At 36.1% G+C, this 24,075-nt stretch carries 31 protein-coding genes; all 31 read left to right on the top strand.

Features of this window, described 5'->3' with window-relative positions; translation table 11 throughout:
* The first annotated feature begins 137 nt into the window (after positions 1–137).
* The 31 genes from LFX25_RS19800 to LFX25_RS19650 all read left to right on the top strand — a co-directional run bounded on the left by LFX25_RS19800 (position 138) and on the right by LFX25_RS19650 (position 23,926).
* Entirely contained in the window at positions 138–1,085 is a 948-nt protein-coding gene (locus LFX25_RS19800; protein ID WP_238731963.1) for a 3'-5' exonuclease, read from the top strand.
* Between the two features lie 225 nt (positions 1,086–1,310).
* Positions 1,311–2,330, top strand: coding sequence for a hypothetical protein (locus LFX25_RS19795; protein WP_238731962.1), 1,020 nt, complete (start codon positions 1,311–1,313; stop codon positions 2,328–2,330).
* A gap of 263 nt (positions 2,331–2,593) precedes the next feature.
* Entirely contained in the window at positions 2,594–3,238 is a 645-nt protein-coding gene (locus LFX25_RS19790; protein ID WP_238731961.1) for a hypothetical protein, read from the top strand.
* A 211-nt stretch (positions 3,239–3,449) separates the two neighbouring features.
* Entirely contained in the window at positions 3,450–4,094 is a 645-nt protein-coding gene (locus LFX25_RS19785; protein ID WP_238731960.1) for a Shedu anti-phage system protein SduA domain-containing protein, read from the top strand.
* Between the two features lie 266 nt (positions 4,095–4,360).
* Entirely contained in the window at positions 4,361–5,197 is an 837-nt protein-coding gene (locus LFX25_RS19780) for a Shedu anti-phage system protein SduA domain-containing protein (RefSeq protein ID WP_238731959.1), read from the top strand.
* A 256-nt stretch (positions 5,198–5,453) separates the two neighbouring features.
* The gene (locus LFX25_RS19775) at positions 5,454–6,167 is read left to right on the top strand and encodes an AbiU2 domain-containing protein (protein ID WP_238731958.1); all 714 of its coding nucleotides are present in this window, start codon (positions 5,454–5,456) and stop codon (positions 6,165–6,167) included.
* 232 nt (positions 6,168–6,399) lie between these two features.
* A complete protein-coding gene (locus LFX25_RS19770) occupies positions 6,400–7,911 on the top strand; it encodes an HNH endonuclease (protein WP_238731957.1) in 1,512 nt (503 codons plus the stop codon).
* Between the two features lie 295 nt (positions 7,912–8,206).
* Complete coding sequence (locus LFX25_RS19765; RefSeq protein WP_238731956.1) at positions 8,207–8,407, top strand: type II toxin-antitoxin system VapB family antitoxin; 201 nt, start codon at positions 8,207–8,209, stop codon at positions 8,405–8,407.
* Between the two features lie 15 nt (positions 8,408–8,422).
* Positions 8,423–8,866, top strand: a complete 444-nt coding sequence (vapC, locus tag LFX25_RS19760; RefSeq protein WP_238731955.1) for a type II toxin-antitoxin system VapC family toxin — start codon at positions 8,423–8,425, stop codon at positions 8,864–8,866.
* Positions 8,867–9,065: 199 nt separating this feature from the next.
* Entirely contained in the window at positions 9,066–9,788 is a 723-nt protein-coding gene (locus tag LFX25_RS20825) for an HNH endonuclease (protein WP_238731954.1), read from the top strand.
* A 348-nt stretch (positions 9,789–10,136) separates the two neighbouring features.
* Positions 10,137–10,415, top strand: coding sequence for a type II toxin-antitoxin system RelE/ParE family toxin (locus LFX25_RS19750; protein ID WP_238731953.1), 279 nt, complete (start codon positions 10,137–10,139; stop codon positions 10,413–10,415).
* A gap of 11 nt (positions 10,416–10,426) precedes the next feature.
* The gene (locus tag LFX25_RS19745; RefSeq protein ID WP_100755623.1) at positions 10,427–10,714 is read left to right on the top strand and encodes a HigA family addiction module antitoxin; all 288 of its coding nucleotides are present in this window, start codon (positions 10,427–10,429) and stop codon (positions 10,712–10,714) included.
* A gap of 341 nt (positions 10,715–11,055) precedes the next feature.
* On the top strand, positions 11,056–11,307 hold the full coding sequence (locus LFX25_RS19740; protein WP_238731952.1) for a ribbon-helix-helix domain-containing protein: 252 nt from the start codon (positions 11,056–11,058) through the stop codon (positions 11,305–11,307).
* A complete protein-coding gene (locus tag LFX25_RS19735; protein ID WP_238731951.1) occupies positions 11,304–11,729 on the top strand; it encodes a type II toxin-antitoxin system VapC family toxin in 426 nt (141 codons plus the stop codon). Before LFX25_RS19740 ends, LFX25_RS19735 begins: the two co-directional genes overlap by 4 nt.
* Positions 11,730–12,041: 312 nt before the next feature.
* On the top strand, positions 12,042–12,302 hold the full coding sequence (locus LFX25_RS19730; RefSeq protein ID WP_238731950.1) for a type II toxin-antitoxin system RelB/DinJ family antitoxin: 261 nt from the start codon (positions 12,042–12,044) through the stop codon (positions 12,300–12,302).
* Complete coding sequence (locus LFX25_RS19725) at positions 12,299–12,571, top strand: type II toxin-antitoxin system YafQ family toxin (RefSeq protein WP_238731949.1); 273 nt, start codon at positions 12,299–12,301, stop codon at positions 12,569–12,571. The genes LFX25_RS19730 and LFX25_RS19725 overlap by 4 nt, the downstream gene beginning before the upstream one ends.
* Positions 12,572–12,912: 341 nt before the next feature.
* Positions 12,913–13,212: a BrnT family toxin gene (locus tag LFX25_RS19720; RefSeq protein ID WP_135686009.1), complete on the top strand. Its 300-nt coding sequence runs from the start codon at positions 12,913–12,915 to the stop codon at positions 13,210–13,212.
* Positions 13,199–13,471: a BrnA antitoxin family protein gene (locus LFX25_RS19715; RefSeq protein WP_135686010.1), complete on the top strand. Its 273-nt coding sequence runs from the start codon at positions 13,199–13,201 to the stop codon at positions 13,469–13,471. The genes LFX25_RS19720 and LFX25_RS19715 overlap by 14 nt, the downstream gene beginning before the upstream one ends.
* A gap of 252 nt (positions 13,472–13,723) precedes the next feature.
* Complete coding sequence (locus LFX25_RS19710) at positions 13,724–14,416, top strand: homing endonuclease associated repeat-containing protein (protein ID WP_238731948.1); 693 nt, start codon at positions 13,724–13,726, stop codon at positions 14,414–14,416.
* Positions 14,417–14,689: 273 nt separating this feature from the next.
* On the top strand, positions 14,690–16,948 hold the full coding sequence (locus LFX25_RS19705) for a DNA methyltransferase (protein WP_238731947.1): 2,259 nt from the start codon (positions 14,690–14,692) through the stop codon (positions 16,946–16,948).
* Between the two features lie 212 nt (positions 16,949–17,160).
* Positions 17,161–17,607, top strand: a complete 447-nt coding sequence (locus LFX25_RS19700) for a putative toxin-antitoxin system toxin component, PIN family (RefSeq protein ID WP_238731946.1) — start codon at positions 17,161–17,163, stop codon at positions 17,605–17,607.
* The gene (locus tag LFX25_RS19695; RefSeq protein ID WP_238731920.1) at positions 17,591–17,854 is read left to right on the top strand and encodes a toxin-antitoxin system HicB family antitoxin; all 264 of its coding nucleotides are present in this window, start codon (positions 17,591–17,593) and stop codon (positions 17,852–17,854) included. The genes LFX25_RS19700 and LFX25_RS19695 overlap by 17 nt, the downstream gene beginning before the upstream one ends.
* 237 nt (positions 17,855–18,091) lie before the next feature.
* Positions 18,092–19,024, top strand: coding sequence for a homing endonuclease associated repeat-containing protein (locus LFX25_RS19690; RefSeq protein WP_238731945.1), 933 nt, complete (start codon positions 18,092–18,094; stop codon positions 19,022–19,024).
* 227 nt (positions 19,025–19,251) lie between these two features.
* Entirely contained in the window at positions 19,252–20,127 is an 876-nt protein-coding gene (locus tag LFX25_RS19685) for a hypothetical protein (protein ID WP_238731944.1), read from the top strand.
* Between the two features lie 232 nt (positions 20,128–20,359).
* On the top strand, positions 20,360–21,124 hold the full coding sequence (locus LFX25_RS19680; protein ID WP_238731943.1) for a hypothetical protein: 765 nt from the start codon (positions 20,360–20,362) through the stop codon (positions 21,122–21,124).
* Between the two features lie 285 nt (positions 21,125–21,409).
* Positions 21,410–21,640, top strand: coding sequence for a type II toxin-antitoxin system antitoxin VapB (gene vapB, locus LFX25_RS19675; RefSeq protein ID WP_238731942.1), 231 nt, complete (start codon positions 21,410–21,412; stop codon positions 21,638–21,640).
* Positions 21,637–22,038 (top strand): type II toxin-antitoxin system tRNA(fMet)-specific endonuclease VapC, encoded by a 402-nt coding sequence (gene vapC / locus LFX25_RS19670; RefSeq protein WP_238731941.1) that lies wholly within the window; start codon positions 21,637–21,639, stop codon positions 22,036–22,038. Before vapB ends, vapC (LFX25_RS19670) begins: the two co-directional genes overlap by 4 nt.
* Before the next feature lie 267 nt (positions 22,039–22,305).
* Positions 22,306–22,770 (top strand): DUF3916 domain-containing protein, encoded by a 465-nt coding sequence (locus tag LFX25_RS19665; protein WP_238731940.1) that lies wholly within the window; start codon positions 22,306–22,308, stop codon positions 22,768–22,770.
* 16 nt (positions 22,771–22,786) lie between these two features.
* Positions 22,787–23,110: a DUF6678 family protein gene (locus LFX25_RS19660; protein WP_238731939.1), complete on the top strand. Its 324-nt coding sequence runs from the start codon at positions 22,787–22,789 to the stop codon at positions 23,108–23,110.
* A gap of 321 nt (positions 23,111–23,431) precedes the next feature.
* On the top strand, positions 23,432–23,722 hold the full coding sequence (locus tag LFX25_RS19655; protein ID WP_238731900.1) for a BrnT family toxin: 291 nt from the start codon (positions 23,432–23,434) through the stop codon (positions 23,720–23,722).
* A 3-nt stretch (positions 23,723–23,725) separates the two neighbouring features.
* A complete protein-coding gene (locus LFX25_RS19650; RefSeq protein WP_238731899.1) occupies positions 23,726–23,926 on the top strand; it encodes a toxin-antitoxin system, antitoxin component in 201 nt (66 codons plus the stop codon).
* The last annotated feature ends 149 nt before the right edge of the window (positions 23,927–24,075 follow it).

The raw sequence follows: 24,075 nt of genomic DNA, 5'->3' as shown, positions 1-24,075 counted from the left end.
TTCGGTTCGCGAGACGGCGCTAAGGCGCCTCGAACCTCGTGCCAAGTCCGGCGCGCTTAAAGCGCTTGGACACGCAACGTCGAGGAGACTCTTTCGTTAGGCGAAAGTGGCAAAAATATTTTATTAAGGAAATTCACATGAGTATATCAGGATTAAGTTATTTAGAAGTTCCCATAGTAATCATTGATACAGAAACCACTGGTCTTGATCCAGTCGGTGACAAGATAGTGGAAATTTCATTAGTAAAAATTGAGCCCGATCAAGAACCAAAGCTTATCTTAGATACACTTGTAAATCCAGAAATAAAGGTTAGGGGAACTAGCATTCATGGGATTAGTGATTTAGACGTTCAAGGTGCTCCGACTTTCAAAGAAATTGCAGGTAATATCATTGAGGCGATTGACGGATCCATTTTAGCTTCTTATAACGTATACTTTGATTTGAGTTTTCTTCAGTCAGGCTTAGCAAATTTAAAAATAGATTTTGATATACCTTATTTTTGTTTAATGTACATGAGACCGATGCTCAAGATTGGAAAAAAATGTCCCCTAACGGATGCATGTAATGAGGAAGGTATAAAAATTGAGCAGCACCATAGAGCATCTTCGGATGCTTTATCCGGAGCACATTTATGGAAACGTTATAAAAGTGAATTGCAAAATAAGAACATTGCGACGTTCGGTGAGATGACCAAATTAGGCACTTATAAATTTCTTCAAAGTTTTAAGCGCCCTCTGTTTAAAAAACAAACGAATAAATCACTTAATGTTTCTAATAGTTTAAAGGCGCGATCTAAGGTTATCGATGACAAAAGTAAACGGTTGAATGAATACTGGGAAGCACTTAAAACTACTTTTTACGATTTCGAGATTTCCAATGATGAAATTGACTATTTAAAAAGTAAAATTCAATTTCTGAAACTGTCATTAAATGAAATAAAATATTTACACGCGAAGTTTTTCTCTGGCGTATTAATAGATTACATGCAAGATTTTGAGATTACCGAATATGAAGATGAAAATCTTAGGTTCCTATATAATAGCTTAAAGCGAATTGGATGGGCTCCGGGATTCCCGGAAATTTAGCCACCTTCGCCTAACTGCGGTTTCTCGCGGCGCTTCGAGATTGCTTCGCAATTCTCGCTTGGCCTCCGGCACATTTGCTTTGTCACTCGGCTTGCGAGACGCGACTAAGGTCGCTCAAGCCTCGTTCCAATTCTTCCGCGCGTTTAGCGCGCTCCAGAACCGCAAACGTCGAGAAACCTACGTCGTTATGCGAAATGCGCAAATTAAGTCAAAATAATTACTAAAATGGAGCTAATAGAATTAATAAATAAAGCGCATGAACAAATAGATGCAGATTCCATTGGTAGCCTAGTCATTAGTTGTCTAAAAATTTCTCGAAAGCTTAAAGATCATTTTTATACGGCTATTTTTCTTAGAGAAATGATTCTAAACGAAGATGAACTCACGCGAACGCTGATGGAGGATACGGAACAGCTAAATGATAAGACGAAAGCGTATCTTTTGAAAAAATCTAAAGAGTATTGGTTAATTTCTCATACATTAGACTTTAGTTTCGGTAAAGACGATAAAGGTTATGATCTAAACATTATGCGAGTAACTTCGTCAGAAATTGAGGATGAAATTAAACAGAGCGAAAAATCGATTATTGATCTGAATATTCCGACTGGCATGACTCCAATCGATACCGCTGTTTTTTATAATCAAGCACTTCAGATAAAAGGAAACATTAGGTTACGAATAAAAGCTTTAAATCAAATAAAAAGAAACATCCTTGTTAGATGCACAAATTATATTATAAAAATAGAAAAACAATTAGCTGCGCAAACCAAGAGCGAATCTTTCCTAAAAAGTGTACAGACTGAAGTAAACAATTTCTTTGAGTCTCGTTCTGAAGATACCTATAAAAAATTAATTAAGGCTTCTCAGTTAATTGATTCCACTGATCCAGAAGATTTTGCTCTTTTGCTGACATTGGTAAGAAAATCGATTCAATCTGCGGCGGACCACTTTTTTCCACCAGTTACGACTGGTCTTTATAGATGCTCAGATGGGAAAGAGCGAGATTTAAGTAGTGAAAAATATTTAAATCGCCTTGAAGAATTTTTAAGCACCAATTTCAGCAAATCAACATCAACAGAACTTTTAGAATCGGAACTTAAGAATCTAACGGTTTTTCTGAGGAGATTGAATGACATTTCTTCAAAAGGAGTTCATTCTAAAGTTGATATAGGGGAGGCAAAGCAAGGTTTATTAGGGCTTTATTTATTTCTTTATAATGTGATTTCTAGATTACAAGCAGATTGAATACTTTCAAATTCAATTTATATATAAAATGCGCACTTCGCATAACTTCGATTTCTCGCGGCGCTTCGGGATTGCTATCGCAACCCTCGCTTGGCCTTCGGCACATTCGCTTTGTCACTCGGCTTGCGAGACGACGCTAAGGCGTCTCAAGCCTCGCGCCAATTCTTTCGCGCGTTTAACGCGCTTCAGAACCGCAAACGTCGAGAAACCTACGTCGTTATGCGAAATTTGGCAATGATCACTTCGTTGGATAAAGGATTCTAATGCAAATAATAAAAGAGAAAATTCTTAAACGTATTTCAGAACTAAAAGAAATCTCGATCGATGGGAATAGCCTTCAATCTTCTGAGGAGCTGTTTGTAGGAACGTTAAGCATAGCTACAAGCGTTTACGGAATTAACTCTCCTCAATTACGATATTTAATTGATTTGAGAGATAAAGTTGCAAATTCCAAATATATGGAAGGTGAAAAGTATTTAGCTCTATATCATGCTACAATGGGGTATATTAAGAATTTAGAAAACGAAGTTACTGGTGATATGATTTACAGTTTGGAAAAAATTATTTCAGGCGATTTATTTTCCGACTTTATGGTCATGGCAAAGGAAGCGATGGATTCTAACCAAAAGGACGTAGCAGCAGTCTTAACTTGTGCAGCTTTAGAAGATTCCCTTAAAAGGTTAGCGAAGATAAAAAATATTGACGTCGAAAACAAAGAAATGTCTGAAACGATTAATACATTAAAATCGAAAGAAATAATAAGCGGTCCTCAATTAAAAGTTATTCAATCGTATACAAAATTACGAAATAAAGCTTTTCATGCGGAGTGGGATAAAATTGATACACCTGAAGTAAAAAGTTTAATCGCTTTTTTAGAAGAATTTATATTAAAGCATTTTTCTGAATAAAAAAGCCAAACTTCGCATAACTTCGTCTCCTCGCTTCGTTCGGGATCGCTAAGGCGACCCTCACTACGGTCTTCGACACATTGCTTTGTCACTTCGGTTCGCGAGACGTTCGCTAAGGCTCACTCGAACCTCGTGCCAACCCTTCGCGCAAATGCGCTTCAGGGACGCAACGTCGAGGAGACTCTTTCGTTAGACGCCATTTTTTGAAAATATGCCTAATAAATTAAACTTAACAAGAAACTTAAAGAAATCCATTGCGACAAATGGAGAGCGGGCAATAACTAAATTTCTAAAAAATAATCCAGATTTAGTGCTTTGGAAATTTTGCTGGACCGGAGGACACACTAAATTCGTTTTAAACGAATTTCAGCTTGGGAACCAATATAAAGTAGATTTCGTTGTTTTACTTTCCTATTCTGGGAATTGGGAAGTGAATTTTATAGAACTTGAAAATACTGAGGACAAGCTAATTACGAAACAAGGTATCCCAACGAAAAGATTAAATACGGCACTTTCGCAGGTTAAGGAATGGAAACAATTTGTTGAAAATAATAGATCGATAGTCCTTCAAGATTTATCCAGAGCCTGTATGAAAAGTGATTTGATTAAATATCATTCTACTGAACTCGAGCCTTCTAACTATTCTGGTCAAAAGCTTAAAGATCCAGATTCTTTCGTGAGATTTACTTACAATATTATAATAGGAAGAAGGGAAAGTATCAATGCAAAAGCTAGGCAAAAAATTAATCAATTTTCTGAGTATGATATTAAGATCATGTCTTTTGATGGTTTTATCGATATTGCTAGAAAAACTGAAGAAAATATTAAAAAACTAGAAAAGCTTAATCGAGAGTAATTAAACATCGTGATTCAAAGAACTAAATATAGATAAACAAAACGGCGTCTAACTGCGGTTTCTCGCGGCGCTTCGAGATCGCTTCGCGACTCTCGCTTGGCCTTCGGCACATTTGCTTTGTCACTCGGTTTGCGAGCCGCTCACTAGGTTCGCTCAAACCTCGTTCCAATCCTTCCGCGCGTTTAGCGCGCTTCAGGACCGCAAACGTCGAGAAACCTACGTCGTTATGCGAAATGTAGCAACTTATCTGTCCCGGAGTAAAAGTTATGATATATAAATGGTCTCTTCTTAATAGTGATAAAAAGATTCTTAAAAAAATAAAAGCAGAATGGAACGAGCATTTAAAGAATAAAAAACTGACCGAACATGATTACCATAAATTTCTCAGTGAACATGCGGGAATTATCTTAGCTCCAGACGATTTCAGTTATATGGTCTTATCGAAGATTAAACTTGCGGATGATTACGAAGTGGATTTTGTAACGATTGAGGATATGTGCAGTAATGGTATGTGCTATAATTTAATAGAAATAGAATCGCCGCATTCTCCACCCTTTACAAAAGCTGGGAAACCTTCGGATAGATTAACGACTGCGCTTCAGCAGATTGATGATTGGAAATTTTGGATTAAAGAAAATAGAGAAAAGTTTAAAAGATTGTTTCCGAACGAAGCTTACAAAGTTTTTAAGGGCCATTTAAATTATTCATTTACTATTTATATTGGAAACCGAGAAAATTCTGAACCTTTCTTAGAAAAAAGAAATGAATTAGCTTATGAAAGAAATGTTTCTATAAGATCGTTTGATAGCCTTGGCGACTACATTGAGTCTAACAGATTTAGCGATTTAGCGCCTGACTATGCAGCTGAAATGACAGAATTCTCTGATGAAATAAGAAATCAACTGGCATCACCATTTTTTAAAGCTACTACTCATTCAAAATGGAAAATATTTTTAAAACAAAGAAAAGGTAATGCGCATATTTTTACATGGAATGCTTCAACAATTGTAAATCTCAGAGAATATAATAAACTCTATTACGACTTTTTAGATAAGGGAATATCCAAAAATAGCATAATATCTCGCTCAGTCAATAAAAAGTAAAGAACTGATAATACACTTACTTTAAAATATGATATTCGATTTAATTTAGGCTACACTTCGCATAACTTCGTCTCCTCGCTTCGTTCGGGATCGCTAACGCGACCCTCACTGCGGGCTAAAGCCACATTGCTTTGTCACTTCGGTTCGCGGAACGCGACTAAGGTCGCTCGAACCTCGTGCCAACTCCTTCGCGCATATGCGCTCGGAGCCGCAACGTCGAGGAGACTCTTTCGTTAGGCGTAATTGGATTAATTTTATGTTGAAGGTTGAAAATTCAAAAGATATTGAAAAATACATTAATACTTTGTCTTCTGAAATTGTTCAGGCAAATATTTACTTAAACTATTGGATTAAAGTTAAGAAAGAAGTAAAAAAGGATAGGCTTACATTTACTACATATAATACTTTTTGGGGATACGTTTTAAGGGGTTATTTTCTTTCCGGTCTAACGTTTCTATACAAGTTCTATGAACTTTCAGAAAAGTCTACGAATTTGAATATTTTAAATTTACTCAAAACGTTGAGACTTAATAAAGAATACTTTGGGAAAGAATATTTTTTAAACCGTAATCCACGCCGAAGTCAATATAAAAATTTGGTGGATTCAAGAATTATCCCGAGCATTGAATCGATAAACGCAGATATTAATAAAATTAAAAATAATTCTAAAATTAGAAACTTAATAAGATGGAGAAATAACGCTCTTGCTCATTTGTCAGCAAAATCAATTATTCAGGACATTGATATCTTTCAAGATTCCCCTTTGAGTGGGGTTGATCTTATTACTTTGAGCGAAGAAGGTTTAGAATTGATTAATAAATACTCTGATCTATATAATGCGTTAACATCTACAAATAAACCAATAGGATTTGAAGATATTGAAAATTTGCTTTATGTATTGAGAAAAGATCGTATTTTGAAAGAACTTGAAGTTCATAAGGAAATAATGAGCTTTCGGAAGAGTAGATAAACAATCCAACTACGCCTAACTGCGCTTTCTCGCTGCGCTTCGAGATCGCTCCGCGACTCTCGCTTGGCCTTTGGCACATTTGCTTTTAAACTCAACTTGCGGGACGTTCGCTAAGGCTCACTCAAGTTGAGTTTAAATCCCTTCGCGCACAAGCGCTCCGGGAACGCAAACGTCGAGAAACCTGCGTCGTTATGTGCAATGCTATAAAAATAAATAAAATTAGGAATAAAATATGGCTATAACATTAAAAAGACAACTAAACGATGAAGAGAAAAATATTATTCTTAACCGACATGGTAGACATTGCTTTGCTACTGGCCACTTAATACCAGATAGCGATTCATTGCACTACGACCATATCTTTCCTTTCTCAAAAGGAGGGGAATCGGAGCTCGATAATATAGCTCCTATGTGTGAATTCCATAATAAATCTAAAGGAACTTTATCTTTAAATGATTATCGGATAAAAATAAAAATGGATGAATTTTTCGAACTTGGAGATAGATTAACTTTAAAAGATTTGCTCAAGTATCTTAAAGGCAAGGATGAAATAGCATCTTATGGAAACAAAATTTCCATAGAAAAAGAAAATGAATTAATTAGACTATCTTCTCATTCATACTCCGGAATATTCCCTTTACAGAAATGTCCTTTAACATCATGGGAATATTTTTATGGGAATCTCCCTGTAGAAATCTTAAATAGTGATGACGGTGAAGAAAATTCTTATGGACTACAACCAAGGTATTTAATTTCGACCAAAGTCTTTGATATGTATAGGCACTTTCAATCTTACCCCGTATTACAACCATCAATTGGAAGAATCAGCAATGACTCAATACTATTGTTTGATGGGCAACATAAAGCAGCCGCACTTCTTTGGAATAATCGCAAGATATTTGAATGTAAAATTTATTTAAATCCGGAAATTTCTAAATTGAATCAAGCGAATATATCGGCTCATGATAAATTTGGTCAAACAAGATTTTTCTCCTCAATTATGATACTCAAACTTGGAAGCCAATTTGGTAATGATTTTGAGGAATATAAAAGTCTTGACGATGGAAACATAAAGAATGAAATCAATTTCTTAAATTTTATTCGGCAAAGAGATGAATCCTTATCCACAGCCGACATAAATAAGCGATTCAAGAATTATCTATACAATTCGATATTAGAAGACGAAAATAATAAGCTTAAGAGACTAATTTCTGTAAGTAATAGAAGTTCGAAAGATCAACCATTGACAATTGATATGATTACAAAATCCTACTTTGCTTGTTTCCTTCACCAATCACCACTTTCGGATGATATGTTATCAGAAAATTATAAACGAGATATTGAATCCAAGAATTTAATTTCTTTAATGAATTTGACATTCGATCTATCCCTCTCAAATTGGAATGCTGATTTGCCTTCCTCGGATCTCAATCAAACAAAGCTAAATAGAATATTCTCCTCTAAATCTATAATGGCGTGGATGGAACTATTTAAGGATGCTGTAGCTGCAAAACTCGAAATACATGATTCAGATGAAAAAGATAAAATATTCTATCGTGAAATATCAGATACTGATTTTACTAAAATAAAATCAATTCTTGAACGTTTATTTAATTGGCAAATTTGGTCTGCTCCAATTCATTCCGACATTGATACACAAATTGCAGGAACAAAAAGTAATCTAAAAGATTGGTTTAGAAATAAAGGTCTAACCACTGGTTTCTTATTAGGTGCCCCTATTTAACAGACTATAGCACTGCACATAACTAAAAAGTTGTCGCTGCGCTGCGGGCTTGCTACGCAACCCTTGCTTGGGCTTCGCCACATTCCGCTTTGTCACTCGTCTTGCTTAGCAAGCCTCGTGCCAAGTGCTTGCGCACTTGCGGAACGTCGACAACCATTTGTCGTTAGTCGACATTGCGTAAGCTGACGGTGATTTTGAGAATGAAGAAAAAATCAAGAAAAGGGGCTAAATTCGGAAGAGAAAATTGCTTGAACCATACACAAGTAGTTGTGTAAACTTGATAAAAGAGCACAAAATGGCTACAAACTTAAATATCGATCCAAAATTACTAGAAGAGGCCTATACGGTTAGCGGGTTGCGAACTAAACGTGAGACTGTGAATTTAGCTTTAATCGAATTTATTAAACGTCATAAGCAGAAAGACATTCTCAAATTTATCAATTTAGTCGAGTATGATAAGAGTTACGATTATAAAGAGGCACGTAATAAAAGATAAGATTGCCGAACCTCTATGAAATTACTAGTAGATACTTCAGTTTGGTCTGAAGCTTTAAGAAGAAAGGGTAAAACTCTAAATTCTGAAGAAACTTATCTTTACGACATTATTCAAAACGAAGACGATATTTTTGTTACTGGGATAATACTTCAAGAAATTCTCACGGGAATAAAAGAACCGAAAATGTTCTCAGAAATAGAAGAACAGTTTAGATATTTTAATTTCATCTCTCCAACAGAAAGAGATCATATTGAAGCTGCAAAATTAAGAAACTCACTTTCTAAAAAAGGAATCGTATTGGCAACAATCGATGCTTTAATTGCTCAAATTGCAATTACTCACAATCTAATTCTTGCAACTTATGATAATGACTTTTTACGACTTTCAGGAATTACAAAGTTAAAAGTTTTTAATTTCGAAGAATATAAGAAATCTAAAAGAAAACGCAACGTCGACTAACTTCATCTCCTCGCTCCGTTCGGGATCGCTAATGCGCCCCTCACTACGGGCTTCGCCACATTGCTTTGTCACTTCGGTTCGCGAGCCGGCGCTAAGGCGCCTCGAACCTCGTGCCAACTCCTTCGCGCGTAAGCGCTCGGAGACGCAACGTCGAGGAGACTCTTTCGTTAGACGACATTTGGAAAATTTCATTATATCAGTGAAAGAATTAATAATAAAATATAGAGCGGTTGAAGGTAAAATTACGAGCAGGCGAATCACAAATATTCGACCAAATGGCGATGATAAAATTTATGCTTACTGCCATTTACGGGACATGGAGATGGGATTCATGATTTCAGGAATCGTAGAAGCGGTTATCCCAAGTTCTGGTGAGTTAATTGAAAACATTTATACTTTTCTAAATCTAAAGACTCCAACTGATTTTAATAATCCAATTCAAAATTATTCAAATCAGCAGGAGTCGATTAATGAAAAAAGTCTCGAAAGACTAAGACGAAAGGAAAAATCGGAGTTATTTAAGCGATTCAGACTTCGCGTAATTATTAATCACTATAAGCAAAAATTCTTTGAATGTTTCGACAATCAATGCTTTAAATGTAAGAAAGAAAAGCACTTAGTTATTGATCACCATATTCCTATGTCTTTGGGCGGACATTTAATACCAGGTAATCTAGTTGCTCTTTGTAGAAAGTGTAATGGTCAAAAATGGGATAATCCACCAGAGAAGTTCTATTCTAGAAAAGAATTACAAGAGCTTCAGCAATTCTTAATTAAAGAAAAAGAAGTTTTTGAGTTTGAATTCAACTGGGATTTTTGGAACAAAGATAGGGAAGGGTATTTAATAAGTCTTGGTATTGATCGCAAATTAGTTCATCAGGTTTTAAATGATAAAAATCATGTTGATTACATTGAAGAATGAAATTCGGACTTGAAAGTGATACTAAATTTATCAGGTCTTTCGAAGCCTGATAAATTACTTGAATAAGAAGATGATTCAACAACCAAACGTCGTCTAACTGCGGCTTCTCGCGGCGCTTCGAGATTGCTACGCAACTCTTGCTTGGCCTTCGGCACATTTGCTTTGTCACTCGGTTCGCGAGCCGCGACTAAGGTCGCTCGAACCTCGCGCCAATTCTTTCGCGCGTTTAGCGCGCTTCAGAACCGCAAACGTCGAGAAGCCTATTTCGTTAGGCGACAGTTTGGCAAATTTGGATTTAAATCATTAAATTGTTTGACATTGTAACCTATTGGGTTACAATGGAGGCGATTGATACTTTCATTTAAACATAAAGGTTTAGAGCAGTATTTTGAAACCGGCAGTAAGAAAGGAATTCAACCGGATCACGCAGGTAAGTTAGGTAGAATTTTAGATAGATTAGACGCTTCATTAAATCCAAAGGATATGGATTTACCTTCATTTAAATTGCATCAACTTAAAGGTAAGGAGCAAGATCGATGGTCGGTCTGGGTAAATGGAAATTGGCGTATTATATTTGAATTCGAAGGTGAAAACGCAATCTTAGTCGATTACGAAGATTATCATTAGAAGTAACTATTATGAATAAAAGAAAACCAACGCATCCAGGGGAAGTATTATTGGAAGACGTAATCAAACCATTGGGTTTGACTATTACAGAAGCGGCAAAAGATTTAGGGATATCACGTAAAACACTTTCTGAGATCGTCAATTCCAAAAGTTCAATTACTCCTGAAACAGCAATTAGGATTGCATTAGCGACTAATACTTCTCCCGAAAGTTGGCTTAATATGCAGACTAAATTAGATTTATGGAATGCTTTACAAGATAAACCTAAGAATGTGATTAAATTTCCAATTTCTGCTTAGGTATGATTTTAAATACAGCCAAACCGATCGCCTAACTTCGTCTCCTCGCTTCGTTCGGAATCGCTAATGCGATCCTCACTACGGGCTAAAGCCACATTGCTTTGTCACTTCGGTTCGCGAAACGGCGCTAAGACGCCTCGAACCTCGTGCCAAGTCCGGCGCGCTTAAAGCGCTTGGACACGAAACGTCGAGGAGACTCTTTCGTTAGACGACATGCGTGCGAAATGACTTTTGCAATGAAAATGTCTTTATAAGTTCATTTTTGTAATTCGAAAAAGTGTAAAAATTTCGTTGACCGAATTTGAAAATGTATTACGTTCGTAATACAAAAGGTGTTTTTTATGATTAGTCTTCGATTACCCCCGGAATTAGAAAAGAAACTGTCAGAAGTAGCTAAAATTGAAAATAAAAGCAAATCAGAAGTTCTTAAAGAGTCTTTAGTTTATTACATTGATAATTTTGCGAAAAAGCCATCGGCCTATGAATTGGGTAAAAAATACTTTGGTCAATATAAGAGTGAGATTTCAGATAAATCGGTAAATCATCAAAAGTATATTAAAGATGCAATATTGAAAAAGCAAAAAGGCAAATGATCAAAGCAATTATTGATACTGGACCTATTGTTGCCTTTTTCGATGAATCAGATGTTTATTGTAACAGCATCAGATTGTTTCTCAAGGATTTCAAAGGAAGATTATTTACGACTATTGCCGTGGTAACAGAAGTTTCATATTTATTATCTGATAATAAGCAAGTTCAGAATTCATTCATTGAATGGATTAAAGACGGAGCGGTTACAATTTTAAATCAGGATAATGAGCATTTCCCATTTATACATTATTATATGGAAAAATATTCAGATCGCCCGATGGATTTTACGGATGCTTCTCTTGTTAGCCTTTCCGAAATATATGGAATTAAAGATATTTTAACTTTGGACAGTGATTTCCTTTTTTACAAAACGAAAAAAGGAAAAGCATTAAATATTCTTAATTTTGAAATGATTAAGGCTTAAATTAAAGCACGCACGATCGTCTAACTTCGTCTCCTCGCTTCGTTCGGGATCGCTGATGCGACCCTCACTACGGTCTTCGACACATTGCTTTGCCACTTCGGTTCGCGGGACGCGACTAAGGTCGCTCGAACCTCGTGCCAACCGCGTCGCGCTAATGCGCTTGCGGCCGCAACGTCGAGGAGACTCTTTCGTTAAGCGAACATGCCGCGATTTATCAGATAATTAAAATCATTTTGTTTGAGTATTTTTAAGGCAAAGTAATGATTGACAATGTATCTCAATTGGGGAACAATTAAATTAAAGGTAATTGTCATGGCAAAAACAGCAATGATTCGGGCGAGAGTTGAAGGGAATTTAAAAAAGGACGTAGAAAACATACTCGACCATTTAGGTATTTCTGCTTCAGAAGCTATCAATATTTTTTATCATCAAATTAAACTTAGTAAAGGTTTACCATTTCCAGTTAAACTACCAAATAAAGTAACGCAAAAGACTTTTGAAGCCACTGATAAAAAGAAAGGAATAAAGTCTTTTAAATCTAAAGAGGAATTATTCACGAAGCTGGGAATATGAAATTTAATCCTAGCTTTACAACTCAATTCAATAAAGATATTAAGTTACAGAAAAAGCGCAAAAAGGACTTAGGCAAACTTAAAGAAATCATGTCGCTACTGATTGATGGGATTTCACTAAGTTCAAAGCATAAAGATCATAAGTTAACTGGGAATTATAAGAATCGACGTGAATGTCATATTGAACCTGATTGGCTTTTGATCTACAAGTTAGAAGGCAATTTAATCATATTTGAAAGAACTGGAACACATTCGGATTTATTCGATTAATTTTATCTTAACGATGCGGCACGTCGCTTAACTTCGTCTCCTCGCTTCGTTCGGGATCGCTCATGCGACCCTCACTCCGGCCTCCGGCACATTGCTTTGTCACTTCGGTTCGCGGGACGGCGCTAAGACGCCTCGAACCTCGTGCCAACCGCATCGCGCATATGCGCTTGCGGCCGCAACGTCGAGGAGACTCTTTCGTTAGTTGCAATAGTGGCAAAAATAAATTTGAAAGCAGCGTTTGATTTTAAAATCTCTATAAAAGGAATTGGAAGAAAAACGGAGAGTATGTGATTAATTTTGCTTGAAACTGACTTTCTTTCGTATATTTTAGGAATATACAAATGGAATTACCGGATTTAAGCCAAATTACAGGTTTTGACTGGGATTTAGGTAATATTGAAAAGAACTGGAAAAAGCACAAAGTAAAGCCAGGTGAAATAGAAGAAATCTTTTTTAACGATCCTTTACTTGTAATACCGGATGATTACCATTCAGGAAAAGAAGATCGATATATCGTTTTAGGGATTACGAATTCAGGGAGAAAGTTGTTCGCTGTAATAACGATTCGTAAAGATAAGATCCGTCCTATCTCAGTTCGTGAAATGACTCCTCGGGAAAGAAAAGTCTATGAAAACTCGTAAAAAAATACCGTCTTTAAAAACAGAGAGTGCAGAAATTGATTTTTGGTCAAAGAATGATTCTACTGACTATATCGATTATTCGAAGGCAAAAAAAGTATCTTTTCCGAATTTAAAGCCTACAACAAAAATGATTTCACTTAGATTGCCTGAAGCACTAATTGATAGATTGAAAGTTATGGCGAACAAGAAAGACATTCCGTATCAATCTTTAATAAAACTTTTGCTTTCAGATAAAGTAGAGGAAGAGCTTAAAAGATAGGGTAGGTAGCTAAAGCCACTACTGCAACTAACTTCGTCTCCTCGCTTCGTTCGGGATCGCTCATGCGCCCCTCACTTCGGTCTTCGACACATTGCTTTGTCACTTCGGTTCGCGAGACGGCGCTAAGGCGCCTCGAACCTCGTGCCAGCCCTTCGCGCAAATGCGCTTCAGGGACGCAACGTCGAGGAGACTCTTTCGTTATCTGCAAGTGGCGGCAGTTCGAACTAACTAGAAAGTGTTTCAAGGACAAATATGAAATATCAATTGAAGGATTTTCATAGAAATATTCCAGATAATGATTTACTTGACGACGTTAAGAATGTCGCCGCCAAACTCGGCGTGACCAAGCTCTCATCGCGGGACTATGACAGCAACGGTGGCAAATTCACATCTGGGACAATTATCGTTCGTTTTGGTGGTTGGAACAAAGCAGTAGAAAAAGCAGGTTTAAGTTTAGTTCATTTAAGAAATATTTCAGAAAAAGACTTATTTGAAAATATTGAATATGTTTGGCTTAAAATAGGAAAGCAACCAGTTTTCAGAGATATTAAGTCGCCTATCTCTAAATACCCCCGCGCACAATATGTTTCACGATTCGGAACATGGAGAAAGGCTTTAGAATCGTTTATTGAATTTATTAATACTCCCAGTGATGAAAATTCTGTAGAAGAATTGATAGGAAAGAGTTCTCCAAATGATTTAACAAGTGAACCTATAATAAAACATAAAACCAAAAGGTATCCGAGTGAGCGATTAAAGGTTCAAGTTTTAATGCGTGATGGAAATAAATGCAAACTTTGCGGTATAACTTTAACAGGTGATAATATTCATTTTGACCATATTATTCCATGGTCAAAAGGTGGAGAAACGGTTTTGGAAAATTTACAAGTGCTTTGTTCAAAGCATAATCTCGCTAAAAGTAATTTAGAATATCCAAAGAAATAAGAAACATATAAAATCGAAACAGAAGCCGCCACCAGCAGATAACTGCGGTTTCTCGCAGCGCTTCGAGATTGCTCCGCAACTCTCGCTTGGCCTTCGGCACATTTGCTTTGTCACTCGGTTTGCAAGACGCGACTAAGGTCGCTCAAACCTCGCGCCAATTCTTCCGCGTGCTTAGGCACGCTCCAGAACCGCAAACGTCGAGAAACCTGCGTCGTTAGCCGAAAGCGCTTGCAAATTTACATTAAATAATAACTATTAACCGAAATAAAAAAAATGTCTGCAAAAATTAATTCAAAAACCCTGTTCGGAAATCTGAACTTTCAAGAATTACACGAAAATAATGAATTTAAAGAAGACAGCGTTAGAGAAGTAATAATACTTCCTATTTTGAATGCTCTCGGATACAAAGAAGGACAAATTATAAGAAGTAAAACGTTAGAGCATCCATTTCTGAAAATCGGCAGTAATAAGAAAATTCCAATTAAGCTAATTCCAGATTATCTAATTTTAATAGAAGAAAATTATGCCTTAACTCTAGATGCAAAATCTCCAGACATCAACATAATGGATGAAGATAATATTGGACAAGTTTACAGTTATGCATCACATCCTGAAATCCGCAGCACATATTTCGCTCTATGTAATGGTCTTGAATTTGCTCTATATCGAAGAGAATCAACAAATAAACCAATCCTTTTATTTCAAATAGAAGAAATCGAACATTCTTGGGAAAAACTATCAATGTTATTATCTGCTAATAGTTTTCAAATTGGTAAAAATCTTTCCTATGATTCATTAACTATCGCTAAAACTGGAGAATTCGATTATAAATTACGACCTTTACTAGATGAAATTCCGGTTAGAAAGCAACAAGCAAAAAGACATTTCGGAGTACATGGGTATTTTACAAAACAAGCCTGGAATATAGTCTCTGACTATATAAAAAATTTCAGTCGACCCAACGACATAATTTTGGACCCTTTTGGCGGCAGCGGAGTCACAGCCATTGAAGCTTTAATGAACAATCGAAAGGCAATAAGCATTGATCTAAATCCAATGGCAGTTTTTATAGTAAAGTCGTTGGTTAGCCCAATTAAATTAGCATTCCTGTCAGATTCCTTTCAAAAAATTAAAAAAGAATATTTGGAAAAAGAACCGAAAACCAAAGAAGATATCAAAGCAGCTTTAAAGAAATATCCCTATCCGAAAGGATTTCCTTTACCGAAAGGTTCCGATGTTGAAACTGTTGAGCAATTATTTAGTGATAAACAATTAGCTCAATTAGCGCTATTAAAATCCATAATCAAGAAAGAACCAGATGAAAATATAAAAAATTCACTAATGGTAGCTTTTTCAAGTAGCGTTAATAAATTTAATTTAACTTTTCATTATACTAAAAGTGAAGGTGGTGGTGATAGTGCCCCATTTCGTTATTATCGTTATAGAATGGCACCTGATCCGGGCGAATTAGAATTAATGGAAATCTTCGAAACTAAATTTAAAAGATTAGCTGATGCAAAAAGAGAAATGGAATATTTTATTAATGAAACTACAATTAATAATATCGAAATTCTAAAAGGAACAGCCACAAATCTAAAAACAATTCCTAAAGAAAGCATTGATTATATTTATACAGATCCTCCTTACGGAAAAAAAATACCATACTTAGACTTATCAGTTATGTGGAATGCTTGGCTCGACTTACCAGTCTCAGAAGAAGATTATGAACAGGAAGCCATTGAAGGCGGAGAGAAAGAAAAAACAAAAGAAAATTATAACAATTTAATCGCTGAAAGCATTAAAGAAATGTATCGTGTTTTAAAATTTGATAGATGGCTATCTTTTGTGTTTGCACATAAAGATCCAGAATTCTGGCATCTAATTATAGATACAGCTGAAAGTTGCGGCTTTGAGTACGTCGGAGCAGTTCCTCAAAAAAACGGACAAACCAGTTTTAAGAAACGACAAAATCCATTTACAGTTTTATCGGGCCAATTAATTATAAATTTTAGAAAAGTTACAAATCCAAAAGCAATCTTAAAAGCAAACTTAGGCATGAATATAGCTACAATAGTAATGCAAACCATTGAAGGCATAATTGCAAAAAATAATGGCGCTACATTAGAACAAATCAATGATGAATTAATTATAAAAGGCCTAGAATTGGGTTTTTTAGATCTATTGAAAAAAGAATACACTGATCTTACACCTATTCTCTTAGAAAATTTTGATTACAATGAAGCTACTGAAATTTTCACAATTAAAAAAGGAATGAAATTCAAAACTCATATAGATGTAAAACTAAGAATAAAATATTATTTGATTAGCTTCCTAACCAGAATGCAACGAGAAAACAAATCAACACACTTTGATGAAATTATTCTTTATATCTTACCTCTTTTAAAAAATGGAATTACGCCAGAAAAGCAAACCATACTCTCAGTTTTAGAAGACATCGCCGAGAGAGTTAACGAAGATTCTTGGAAATTAAAAAGAGAAGAATCACAACCAACCCTTTTTAATCTTTCTTAAAATCGCGCCATCGGCTAACACGAGATAACCGCATCGCTGGCGCTCGGCCTGCGGCACATTGCTACTCCGGCATCGAGACTTGCTAAGCAAGTTCGCCGCCGTCGTGCAACGTCGGCTATCTCGGAAACGTTAGACGAACATGCCCCAAATCTTGCGTGGAAAGGCTAAATTAGCCATTGACAAATGATAGCATATATACTACCGTATAGAAATTGAAAGTCGTCTTAGATACAAATGTTCTTTATCAAGCGTTAAGAGCAAGAAAAGGGGCTTCCCGAGCAATTCTGGAATTAGTTTTCGATCAGAAAATTAAGTTAGGATTATCGATACCCGTCTTTAAAGAATATGAAGAAGTGCTAAATAGGCGGACTTCAAAAGCAGATTTAGGAATTAACGATAAAGAAATAAAAAAGATATTGGGATTTATTGCTTACGCAAGTTATCCGCAAACGATTTATTTTGCCTTTCGTCCAAACCTGCGCGATGAGGATGATAATCATTTTGTCGAACTTGCAATAGCCTGTAACGCGGATTATTTAATTACTAGTAACGTAAAAGATTATCTAATAGATAACGATTTAAAATTTCAAGATTTGAAAGTTATAACACCGTCGAATTTTATGAATTATTGGAGGGAGAATTATGAAAACAAAAGCTAGTGTATTGACTATTAGAATTCCTTCTGAATTGAAGCATAAAATTGAGAAAGTGGCTGAAGAGCAGGGTGTTTCAATAAATCAATTAGCACTTTACGCATTTACGAAAGAAATTCAAGATCTTGAAACTTCTCAATATTTTGAAAAATATTACAAAGGTAAAACTAAGAAACAAATTTTCGCAGATTTTAGAAATGTTCTTTCTCAGATCAATAGCGACGATAAAATTCCTGCTTGGGATAAATTATAATATCTAATAATCGGGGCACGTCGTCTAACTGCGGCTCCTCGCTTCGTTCGGGATCGCTCATGCGACCCTCACTCCGGGCTAAAGCCACATTGCTTTGTCACTTCGGTTCGCGGGACGGCGCTAAGGCGCCTCGAACCTTGTGCCAACCGCGTTGCGCATAGGCGCTCGCGGACGCAACGTCGAGGAGACTCTTTCGTTAGTCGACATAATGAAAATCAAATTTAACAAGAAAAATGTATGAAATTCGAATTAAGAGATTTACATCAAAAGATTTCGGATCTGGACATTATAGAAAACCTTCAGTCTGTAGCAAAAAATTTGCAAAAAGATTCATTAAAGATCAGAGACTATTCAAAGAAAAATGGGGCAAAATATTCCTACCAAACGGCTAAGAAACGATTCGGGAGTTGGGAGAGAGCGCTGCATAAAGCAAGATTAAATACTGAAGCAAGTATCCATGGCATTGAATACGGAGAAAATTCTATTAGAGATGAATTTTTACTTAAAGATATTCAAGAAGTAGCTTTAAAATTAAATAATACTAAGCTTACAATTTCTGAGTATGACGAGTATGGGAAATATGGGTCTACTACTTTAATTAAACGTTTTGGCGGATGGAATAATGCAAAGAAAAAAGCTAATTTGGAAGTGGGAAGGCATTATAATACTTCCGTTGAAGACTACTTAGAGAATATCTTAAATATTTGGACTTATTTAGGCAGACAACCTCGATACGAGGAAGTGGCTAAGCCACTATCTAAATATCATGTCAGCTCATATGAAAATAAATTTGGATCTTGGAAAGCTGCATTAGAATCATTTGTAAAATTTATCGATTCGGACTCTTTTGAAAAAGAAACCGAATCAATATCAGAAGATGTTGGTCCAAATGAATCCCAGTTAGCGAAATTGGAACCTCCGATTCATACAAGTGAAAATGAGATTAAAATAAAAAGAAGCCCTAGAAAAATTAATTTGAGGTTAAGATTTTTTATACTGAAACGAGACCGATTTACTTGCCAAGCCTGCGGAAAATCCCCTTCTAAAAATCCCGATATAGAACTTAATGTAGATCATATTCTACCCTGGAGTAAAGGTGGTGAAACAGCTATAGAAAATCTTCAAACTCTTTGCTTTGAATGTAACCAGGGCAAAAGTAATGTCTTATAATTCATTACGTCGACTAACTGCGGCTTCTCACTGCGCTTCGAGATTGCTTCGCAACTCTCGCTTGGCCTTCGGCACATTCGCTTTGTCACTTCGGTTCGCGAGACGCGACTAAGGTCGCTCGAACCTCGTTCCAATTCTTTCGCGCGTTTATCGCGCTCCAGAACCGCGAACGTCGAGAAGCCTACGTCGTTATGCGCAATAACATGGGTAATAAATACTAATATAAAATGATCACTAAAGAACAGCTTCAAAAATTTTTGGAACCCTATCTATTTGAATATGAAATAATAGATAAATTGAAATTTTCCGAACAATACTTTCTTGATTGTAGTCGCTCAATAAACGCAAAGACACTAACTATCTTGAATAGAGATGGGATTATTAATGAATTCGAAAAGGTATTTCATATTACTACCTCGATGCTAAGAAAGATTAATAGTGAAAAGTTGACTGACCTTTATACAATTGAAAATGGATTTGCATTACGACAAAATATGTCCGTTGTTGCCTCATTAACTCAATCAGGCGGAGTGAGTTTCCGATCATTGCCAGTCATTTCTCGATGGATTCTTAATTTATTCTTATTTAAATATGAAGAGAATACTCGATTCAATAGAACAACACTCTTAGATATTGCAAGTGCTTTGCAAAGAATTTCACAATTAATTGGGATTAGCATTTTTGACGCAAAAGTTTACTCAGGTCGTGATGAAAATGCAGTTACGATCGATGGTCTTTTTGATCTTAATAAGTCAGACAAAGGAAGAATATTAGTATATTTAGATAATGCATTAGAGGTAATCAATAGTCTACATTCTGAGAATAAACAAACATTAGAGATAATTTCGGAAACAATAATAGAACTTAAGCAGGAAACTGTTAAGGAAAAGCCAAAATGGAGTATAATCCTTTCAAAGCTGGCTCAATTGTTGATTATAACTGCGGCATTGACTTCTGGAATCGCTGATGCTAAGAACGCACATGAAAATTTACGGAAAGCATGGAATACAATTGTTGAAAACTCAACAAGTAATTTTGATACGAATAATCAAATTAACTACGATTTGTACCCGAAAGGTCTGATTGATGAGCCAAAGTTTTAAGGTTACATGTTACTGCGCATAACTGCGGTTTCTCGCTTCGTTCGTCACTCACGGTTCCCGCTCGGACTCACTTCGGGCTTCGCCACATTTGCTTTTTAACTTCGGCTTGCAAGGCGCTCACTAAGGTTCGCTCAAGCCTCGTTAAAATCCCTTTGCGCACAAGCGCTCCGGGAACGCAAACGTCGAGAAGCCTCTTTCGTTATACGCCATCGCTTTATATTAAATAGACATTATGAACTTAAATAAATACATTTATCGAAAATTAAGAATTGATGATAAAAAGTTTAACGGCTCTATCGAATCATTCTATCAAAACGTAGTTGTGCCAATTTTCGTTAAAAGAGATAAACAGTATTTTTTAATAGGGACTGGATTTATTTTAGGTCATAGAAAGGATCACTTTCTAATTTCAGCAAATCACGTAGTAAAGGATAATGGAAAAGAATTTTATACGCACGATAAGGGCCGCTTTGTAAATATCACTGGAACGCTAAACCAACCAGTCATAATTAACGAAAATAAAGTATTAAAGGATTTGATTGATATCGATTTTTGCACAATTAAATTATCGGACAATTTTTTGCAGGAGTTAGTGCATCTGCCGATTATATTTGATCATAGTTTAGTATATTCCAAAGATGATTTCAAGGAAGGCGACAGTTTAATTGTAGCTGGGTATTTAATCTCGAAAACTGAATTCGTATTAAAGTTAAGACGTCTTAAAAGTTCGATTTTTGTCCACCAACTTGATTTCGTTAAGAACGAATTAGGCTATTATAATTACTATATTCCAATAAAAAGATCTGATGGTAGCTCTCTTCCAGAGTTAAATGGCCTAAGTGGGTCACCAATATTTTACATCCCTAAAGATTCAAAAGATATATTTATTGCAGGTATAGGTAAAGCGTATCGAGTCGATAAGATCGCAACGCGAATTGATATATTTTTTGAGCCAATGTCACTTGTTTTGAAATTTATAGAAAGCGACGGCGTATAACTGCGGCTCCTCGCTTCGTTCGGGATCGCCAATGCGACCCTCACTACGGTCTTCGACACATTGCTTTGCCGCTTCGGTTTGCGAGACGGCGCTAAGGCGCCTCAAACCTCGCGCCAACTCCTTCGCGCAGAGGCGCTCGGAGTCGCAACGTCGAGGAGACTCTTTCGTTAGACGCAAGTCAGCAAAAATTCCTGTTTTTCCCAATTTATAGTTTCAAAATTATTTTATTCAAATTATCGAAAAAATCATTGACGCTTGTTTTATTATATATATGCTTAAATATATATGAACAAGGCTAAAATTTTTAAAAATGGTGACAGTCAGGCAATTCGTTTGCCTAAAGATTATCGTTTTAAAGGTAAAGAGGTTTATATAAGGAAAGACGGGAATAATGTTATTTTAACACCAATAGATGATGCCGTTGATAGATTTTGGAACGCAGTTAATAATTTCTCAGATGATCTTGTAATTGATCGAAATCAACCAGCGGAGTATGACAAACGAAATAGAATATGATTCAATACTTATTAGATACAAATATTTGCATTTATATAATTAATCAAAAGCCAGAGTCGGTTTATAAAAAATTCAAAAAGATCAAATTTGAAAATATCTTTATTTCATCAATTACAGAATTTGAACTGAAGTATGGTGTTCAGAAAAGTCTACATTCTGAAAAGAATTCGAGAGTCTTAGAAGATTTTTTAAGTTATTTGAATATTCTTCCATTTGTTAGTGAAGACACGAATAAAGCTGCAAAAGTTCGAGTAGAATTAGAGAAAGTAGGGAAGCCAATTGGCCCTTTCGATCTTTTAATAGGTTCTCAGGCGTTATCGAATAAACTTACTCTTGTGACAAACAATGAGAAGGAATTTAATCGGATTAAAGATCTTAAAATTGAAAACTGGCTTTAAAAGATGCTGACCAGCGTCTAACTTCGTCTCCTTGCTTCGTTCGGGATCGCTAATGCGTCCCTCACTACGGGCTAAAGCCACATTGCTTTGCCACTTCGGTTCGCGAGCCGTTCGCTAAGGCTCACTCGAACCTCGTGCCAACCGCGTCGCGCTAATGCGCTTGCGGCCGCAACGTCGAGGAGACTCTTTCGTTAGCCGACATGGCTAATGATGAATTTTATACAAAATATGAAAAAGAAAACAAGAGGCTTAAGGCGGAAATGTAGGGTGCTCGTTGCGACACTTATTAAACTTACTGAGGAGTTCCCAGAAGGATCTTCAGACAAGGAATTTTGGCATTTTCATATACCTGTAAAAAAATCATTTGCCGATTCGAAGAGAACGCCGAAAAAAGCAAGAAAACTACTAATTCAAACACTCATTAATCGCTCAGAATATTTATCTACGTTAAAGCCTTCTGGGAATGTATTTTGCAAAGTGGTTTGTATTATCTGTAAGCAGGAATTGTCTAGATCTCAAATAATTATCTTTTTCAATAAAGAATATTTTAATAGCTTTTTTATCCGGAATGATGAAGAGCAAGTATGGATCCTAATAGAAACAAACGAATTCGATATTAAATCAATGTATAATATTCCATTAAGATTCAGTATTAAATACTACTTGGAAAATATATACGATGGTGATGTCGTTTGGAAAGATGAATTATTAGTCATAGGCGAGCTTGAATAGCAAGATTTTATAACATATGTCAGAAGAATATTTATCAGTAATGAATGAAACCAAATGGAAAGAAATTAAACTTCTAATGGTAAATTACTCTTTCCTCGTTTATTGGAGAACAAAAGATCTTTACACTCAACACATTTCAAATTGGGATGGTGAGTGGTTTTATCATTTTACATTAGGTGGATATAAAACGATCGAGTTACTAGAAATCAAAGTCGTTGAAGAAGAGAAATTTGAACAAGTTTTAGCGGATCTTAAAGCAATTCACGTTCCCGGTAAAATAAATGATAAAATAATAACAATCTACGGCTATCAAAAAGATCAAATCTTGAATTATTTGTAAAATGCTATAGCGTTGATAGCCACGTCGGCTAACTGCGGTTTCTCGCTTCGTTCGTCACTCACGGTTCCCGCTCGGACTCACTGCGGGCCTTGCCACATTTGCTTTTTAACTTCAGCTTGCAAGACGCTCACTAAGGTTCGCTCAAGCCTCGTTAAAATCCCTTCGCGCACAAGCGCTCCGGGAACGCAAACGTCGAGAAACCTACGTCGTTAAGCGACAGTGGCGAACTTGAATCTTAATACAAATATCTTTCGATAAAAGCCAATGAGAGAAAAAATTAAAGACTTTACAAATATTTAGTATATCGATTATACTATTAAAGTGCGCTTTGAATGGGATCTTGAAAAAGAAAGGATAAATATTCAAAAGCATGGTCTTTCATTTGGAGAAGCATCATTAGTTTTTGCTGACCCGAGAACGATTTACATTTCTGATCCAGACCATTCTATTGATGAAGTAAGAGAAATTGCACTTGGGACAATTGAAAATATTACTATCGCGGTCGTAATTTTTGTTGATCGATCACAAAATGATGAAGAAATAATAAGGATCATATCGGCGAGGCCAGCTACAAATTCAGAAAAAGCTCAATACTACTCAGCTGATATCTAATATATGAGAGAAGAATACGATTTTTCAAAAGGCAAGCGTGGTGTTTACTCACGGGATTTAAAGGATCTTCATTTTCCGGTATATCTTGATCCGCAATTAGAAGAATACTATAAGAAAATCGCACTTAAGAAGAATAAAGATCTTAGTACAATTGTTAATACGATCTTACAAAAAGAAATGGAATTACACAATTCCTTAATTTAATTAACGCCACCATCGCTTAACTTCGTCTCCTCGCTTCGTTCGTCACTCACGGTTCCCGTTCGGACTCACTCCGGGCTAAAGCCACATTGCTTTGTCACTTCGGATCGCGGGACGGCGCTAAGGCGCCTCGAACCTCGTGCCAACCGCGT

It is taken from the genome of Leptospira sanjuanensis (genome assembly GCF_022267325.1).
GTDB lineage: Bacteria > Spirochaetota > Leptospiria > Leptospirales > Leptospiraceae > Leptospira > Leptospira sanjuanensis.
The sequence above is the reverse complement of the archived record's forward strand: the minus strand, read 5'-3'. Positions and strand labels throughout refer to the sequence as shown.

What these genes read in the sequence shown, in the direction of transcription:
- LFX25_RS19800 (WP_238731963.1), top strand. Translation starts at nt 138, where the DNA reads ATGAGTATATCAGGATTAAGTTATTTAGAAGTTCCCATAGTAATCATT.
- LFX25_RS19795 (WP_238731962.1), top strand. Translation starts at nt 1,311, where the DNA reads ATGGAGCTAATAGAATTAATAAATAAAGCGCATGAACAAATAGATGCA.
- LFX25_RS19790 (WP_238731961.1), top strand. Translation starts at nt 2,594, where the DNA reads ATGCAAATAATAAAAGAGAAAATTCTTAAACGTATTTCAGAACTAAAA.
- LFX25_RS19785 (WP_238731960.1), top strand. Translation starts at nt 3,450, where the DNA reads ATGCCTAATAAATTAAACTTAACAAGAAACTTAAAGAAATCCATTGCG.
- LFX25_RS19780 (WP_238731959.1), top strand. Translation starts at nt 4,361, where the DNA reads ATGATATATAAATGGTCTCTTCTTAATAGTGATAAAAAGATTCTTAAA.
- LFX25_RS19775 (WP_238731958.1), top strand. Translation starts at nt 5,454, where the DNA reads ATGTTGAAGGTTGAAAATTCAAAAGATATTGAAAAATACATTAATACT.
- LFX25_RS19770 (WP_238731957.1), top strand. Translation starts at nt 6,400, where the DNA reads ATGGCTATAACATTAAAAAGACAACTAAACGATGAAGAGAAAAATATT.
- LFX25_RS19765 (WP_238731956.1), top strand. Translation starts at nt 8,207, where the DNA reads ATGGCTACAAACTTAAATATCGATCCAAAATTACTAGAAGAGGCCTAT.
- vapC (WP_238731955.1), top strand. Translation starts at nt 8,423, where the DNA reads ATGAAATTACTAGTAGATACTTCAGTTTGGTCTGAAGCTTTAAGAAGA.
- LFX25_RS19745 (WP_100755623.1), top strand. Translation starts at nt 10,427, where the DNA reads ATGAATAAAAGAAAACCAACGCATCCAGGGGAAGTATTATTGGAAGAC.
- LFX25_RS19740 (WP_238731952.1), top strand. Translation starts at nt 11,056, where the DNA reads ATGATTAGTCTTCGATTACCCCCGGAATTAGAAAAGAAACTGTCAGAA.
- LFX25_RS19735 (WP_238731951.1), top strand. Translation starts at nt 11,304, where the DNA reads ATGATCAAAGCAATTATTGATACTGGACCTATTGTTGCCTTTTTCGAT.
- LFX25_RS19730 (WP_238731950.1), top strand. Translation starts at nt 12,042, where the DNA reads ATGGCAAAAACAGCAATGATTCGGGCGAGAGTTGAAGGGAATTTAAAA.
- LFX25_RS19725 (WP_238731949.1), top strand. Translation starts at nt 12,299, where the DNA reads ATGAAATTTAATCCTAGCTTTACAACTCAATTCAATAAAGATATTAAG.
- LFX25_RS19720 (WP_135686009.1), top strand. Translation starts at nt 12,913, where the DNA reads ATGGAATTACCGGATTTAAGCCAAATTACAGGTTTTGACTGGGATTTA.
- LFX25_RS19715 (WP_135686010.1), top strand. Translation starts at nt 13,199, where the DNA reads ATGAAAACTCGTAAAAAAATACCGTCTTTAAAAACAGAGAGTGCAGAA.
- LFX25_RS19710 (WP_238731948.1), top strand. Translation starts at nt 13,724, where the DNA reads ATGAAATATCAATTGAAGGATTTTCATAGAAATATTCCAGATAATGAT.
- LFX25_RS19705 (WP_238731947.1), top strand. Translation starts at nt 14,690, where the DNA reads ATGTCTGCAAAAATTAATTCAAAAACCCTGTTCGGAAATCTGAACTTT.
- LFX25_RS19695 (WP_238731920.1), top strand. Translation starts at nt 17,591, where the DNA reads ATGAAAACAAAAGCTAGTGTATTGACTATTAGAATTCCTTCTGAATTG.
- LFX25_RS19690 (WP_238731945.1), top strand. Translation starts at nt 18,092, where the DNA reads ATGAAATTCGAATTAAGAGATTTACATCAAAAGATTTCGGATCTGGAC.
- LFX25_RS19685 (WP_238731944.1), top strand. Translation starts at nt 19,252, where the DNA reads ATGATCACTAAAGAACAGCTTCAAAAATTTTTGGAACCCTATCTATTT.
- LFX25_RS19680 (WP_238731943.1), top strand. Translation starts at nt 20,360, where the DNA reads ATGAACTTAAATAAATACATTTATCGAAAATTAAGAATTGATGATAAA.
- vapB (WP_238731942.1), top strand. Translation starts at nt 21,410, where the DNA reads ATGAACAAGGCTAAAATTTTTAAAAATGGTGACAGTCAGGCAATTCGT.
- vapC (WP_238731941.1), top strand. Translation starts at nt 21,637, where the DNA reads ATGATTCAATACTTATTAGATACAAATATTTGCATTTATATAATTAAT.
- LFX25_RS19660 (WP_238731939.1), top strand. Translation starts at nt 22,787, where the DNA reads ATGTCAGAAGAATATTTATCAGTAATGAATGAAACCAAATGGAAAGAA.
- LFX25_RS19650 (WP_238731899.1), top strand. Translation starts at nt 23,726, where the DNA reads ATGAGAGAAGAATACGATTTTTCAAAAGGCAAGCGTGGTGTTTACTCA.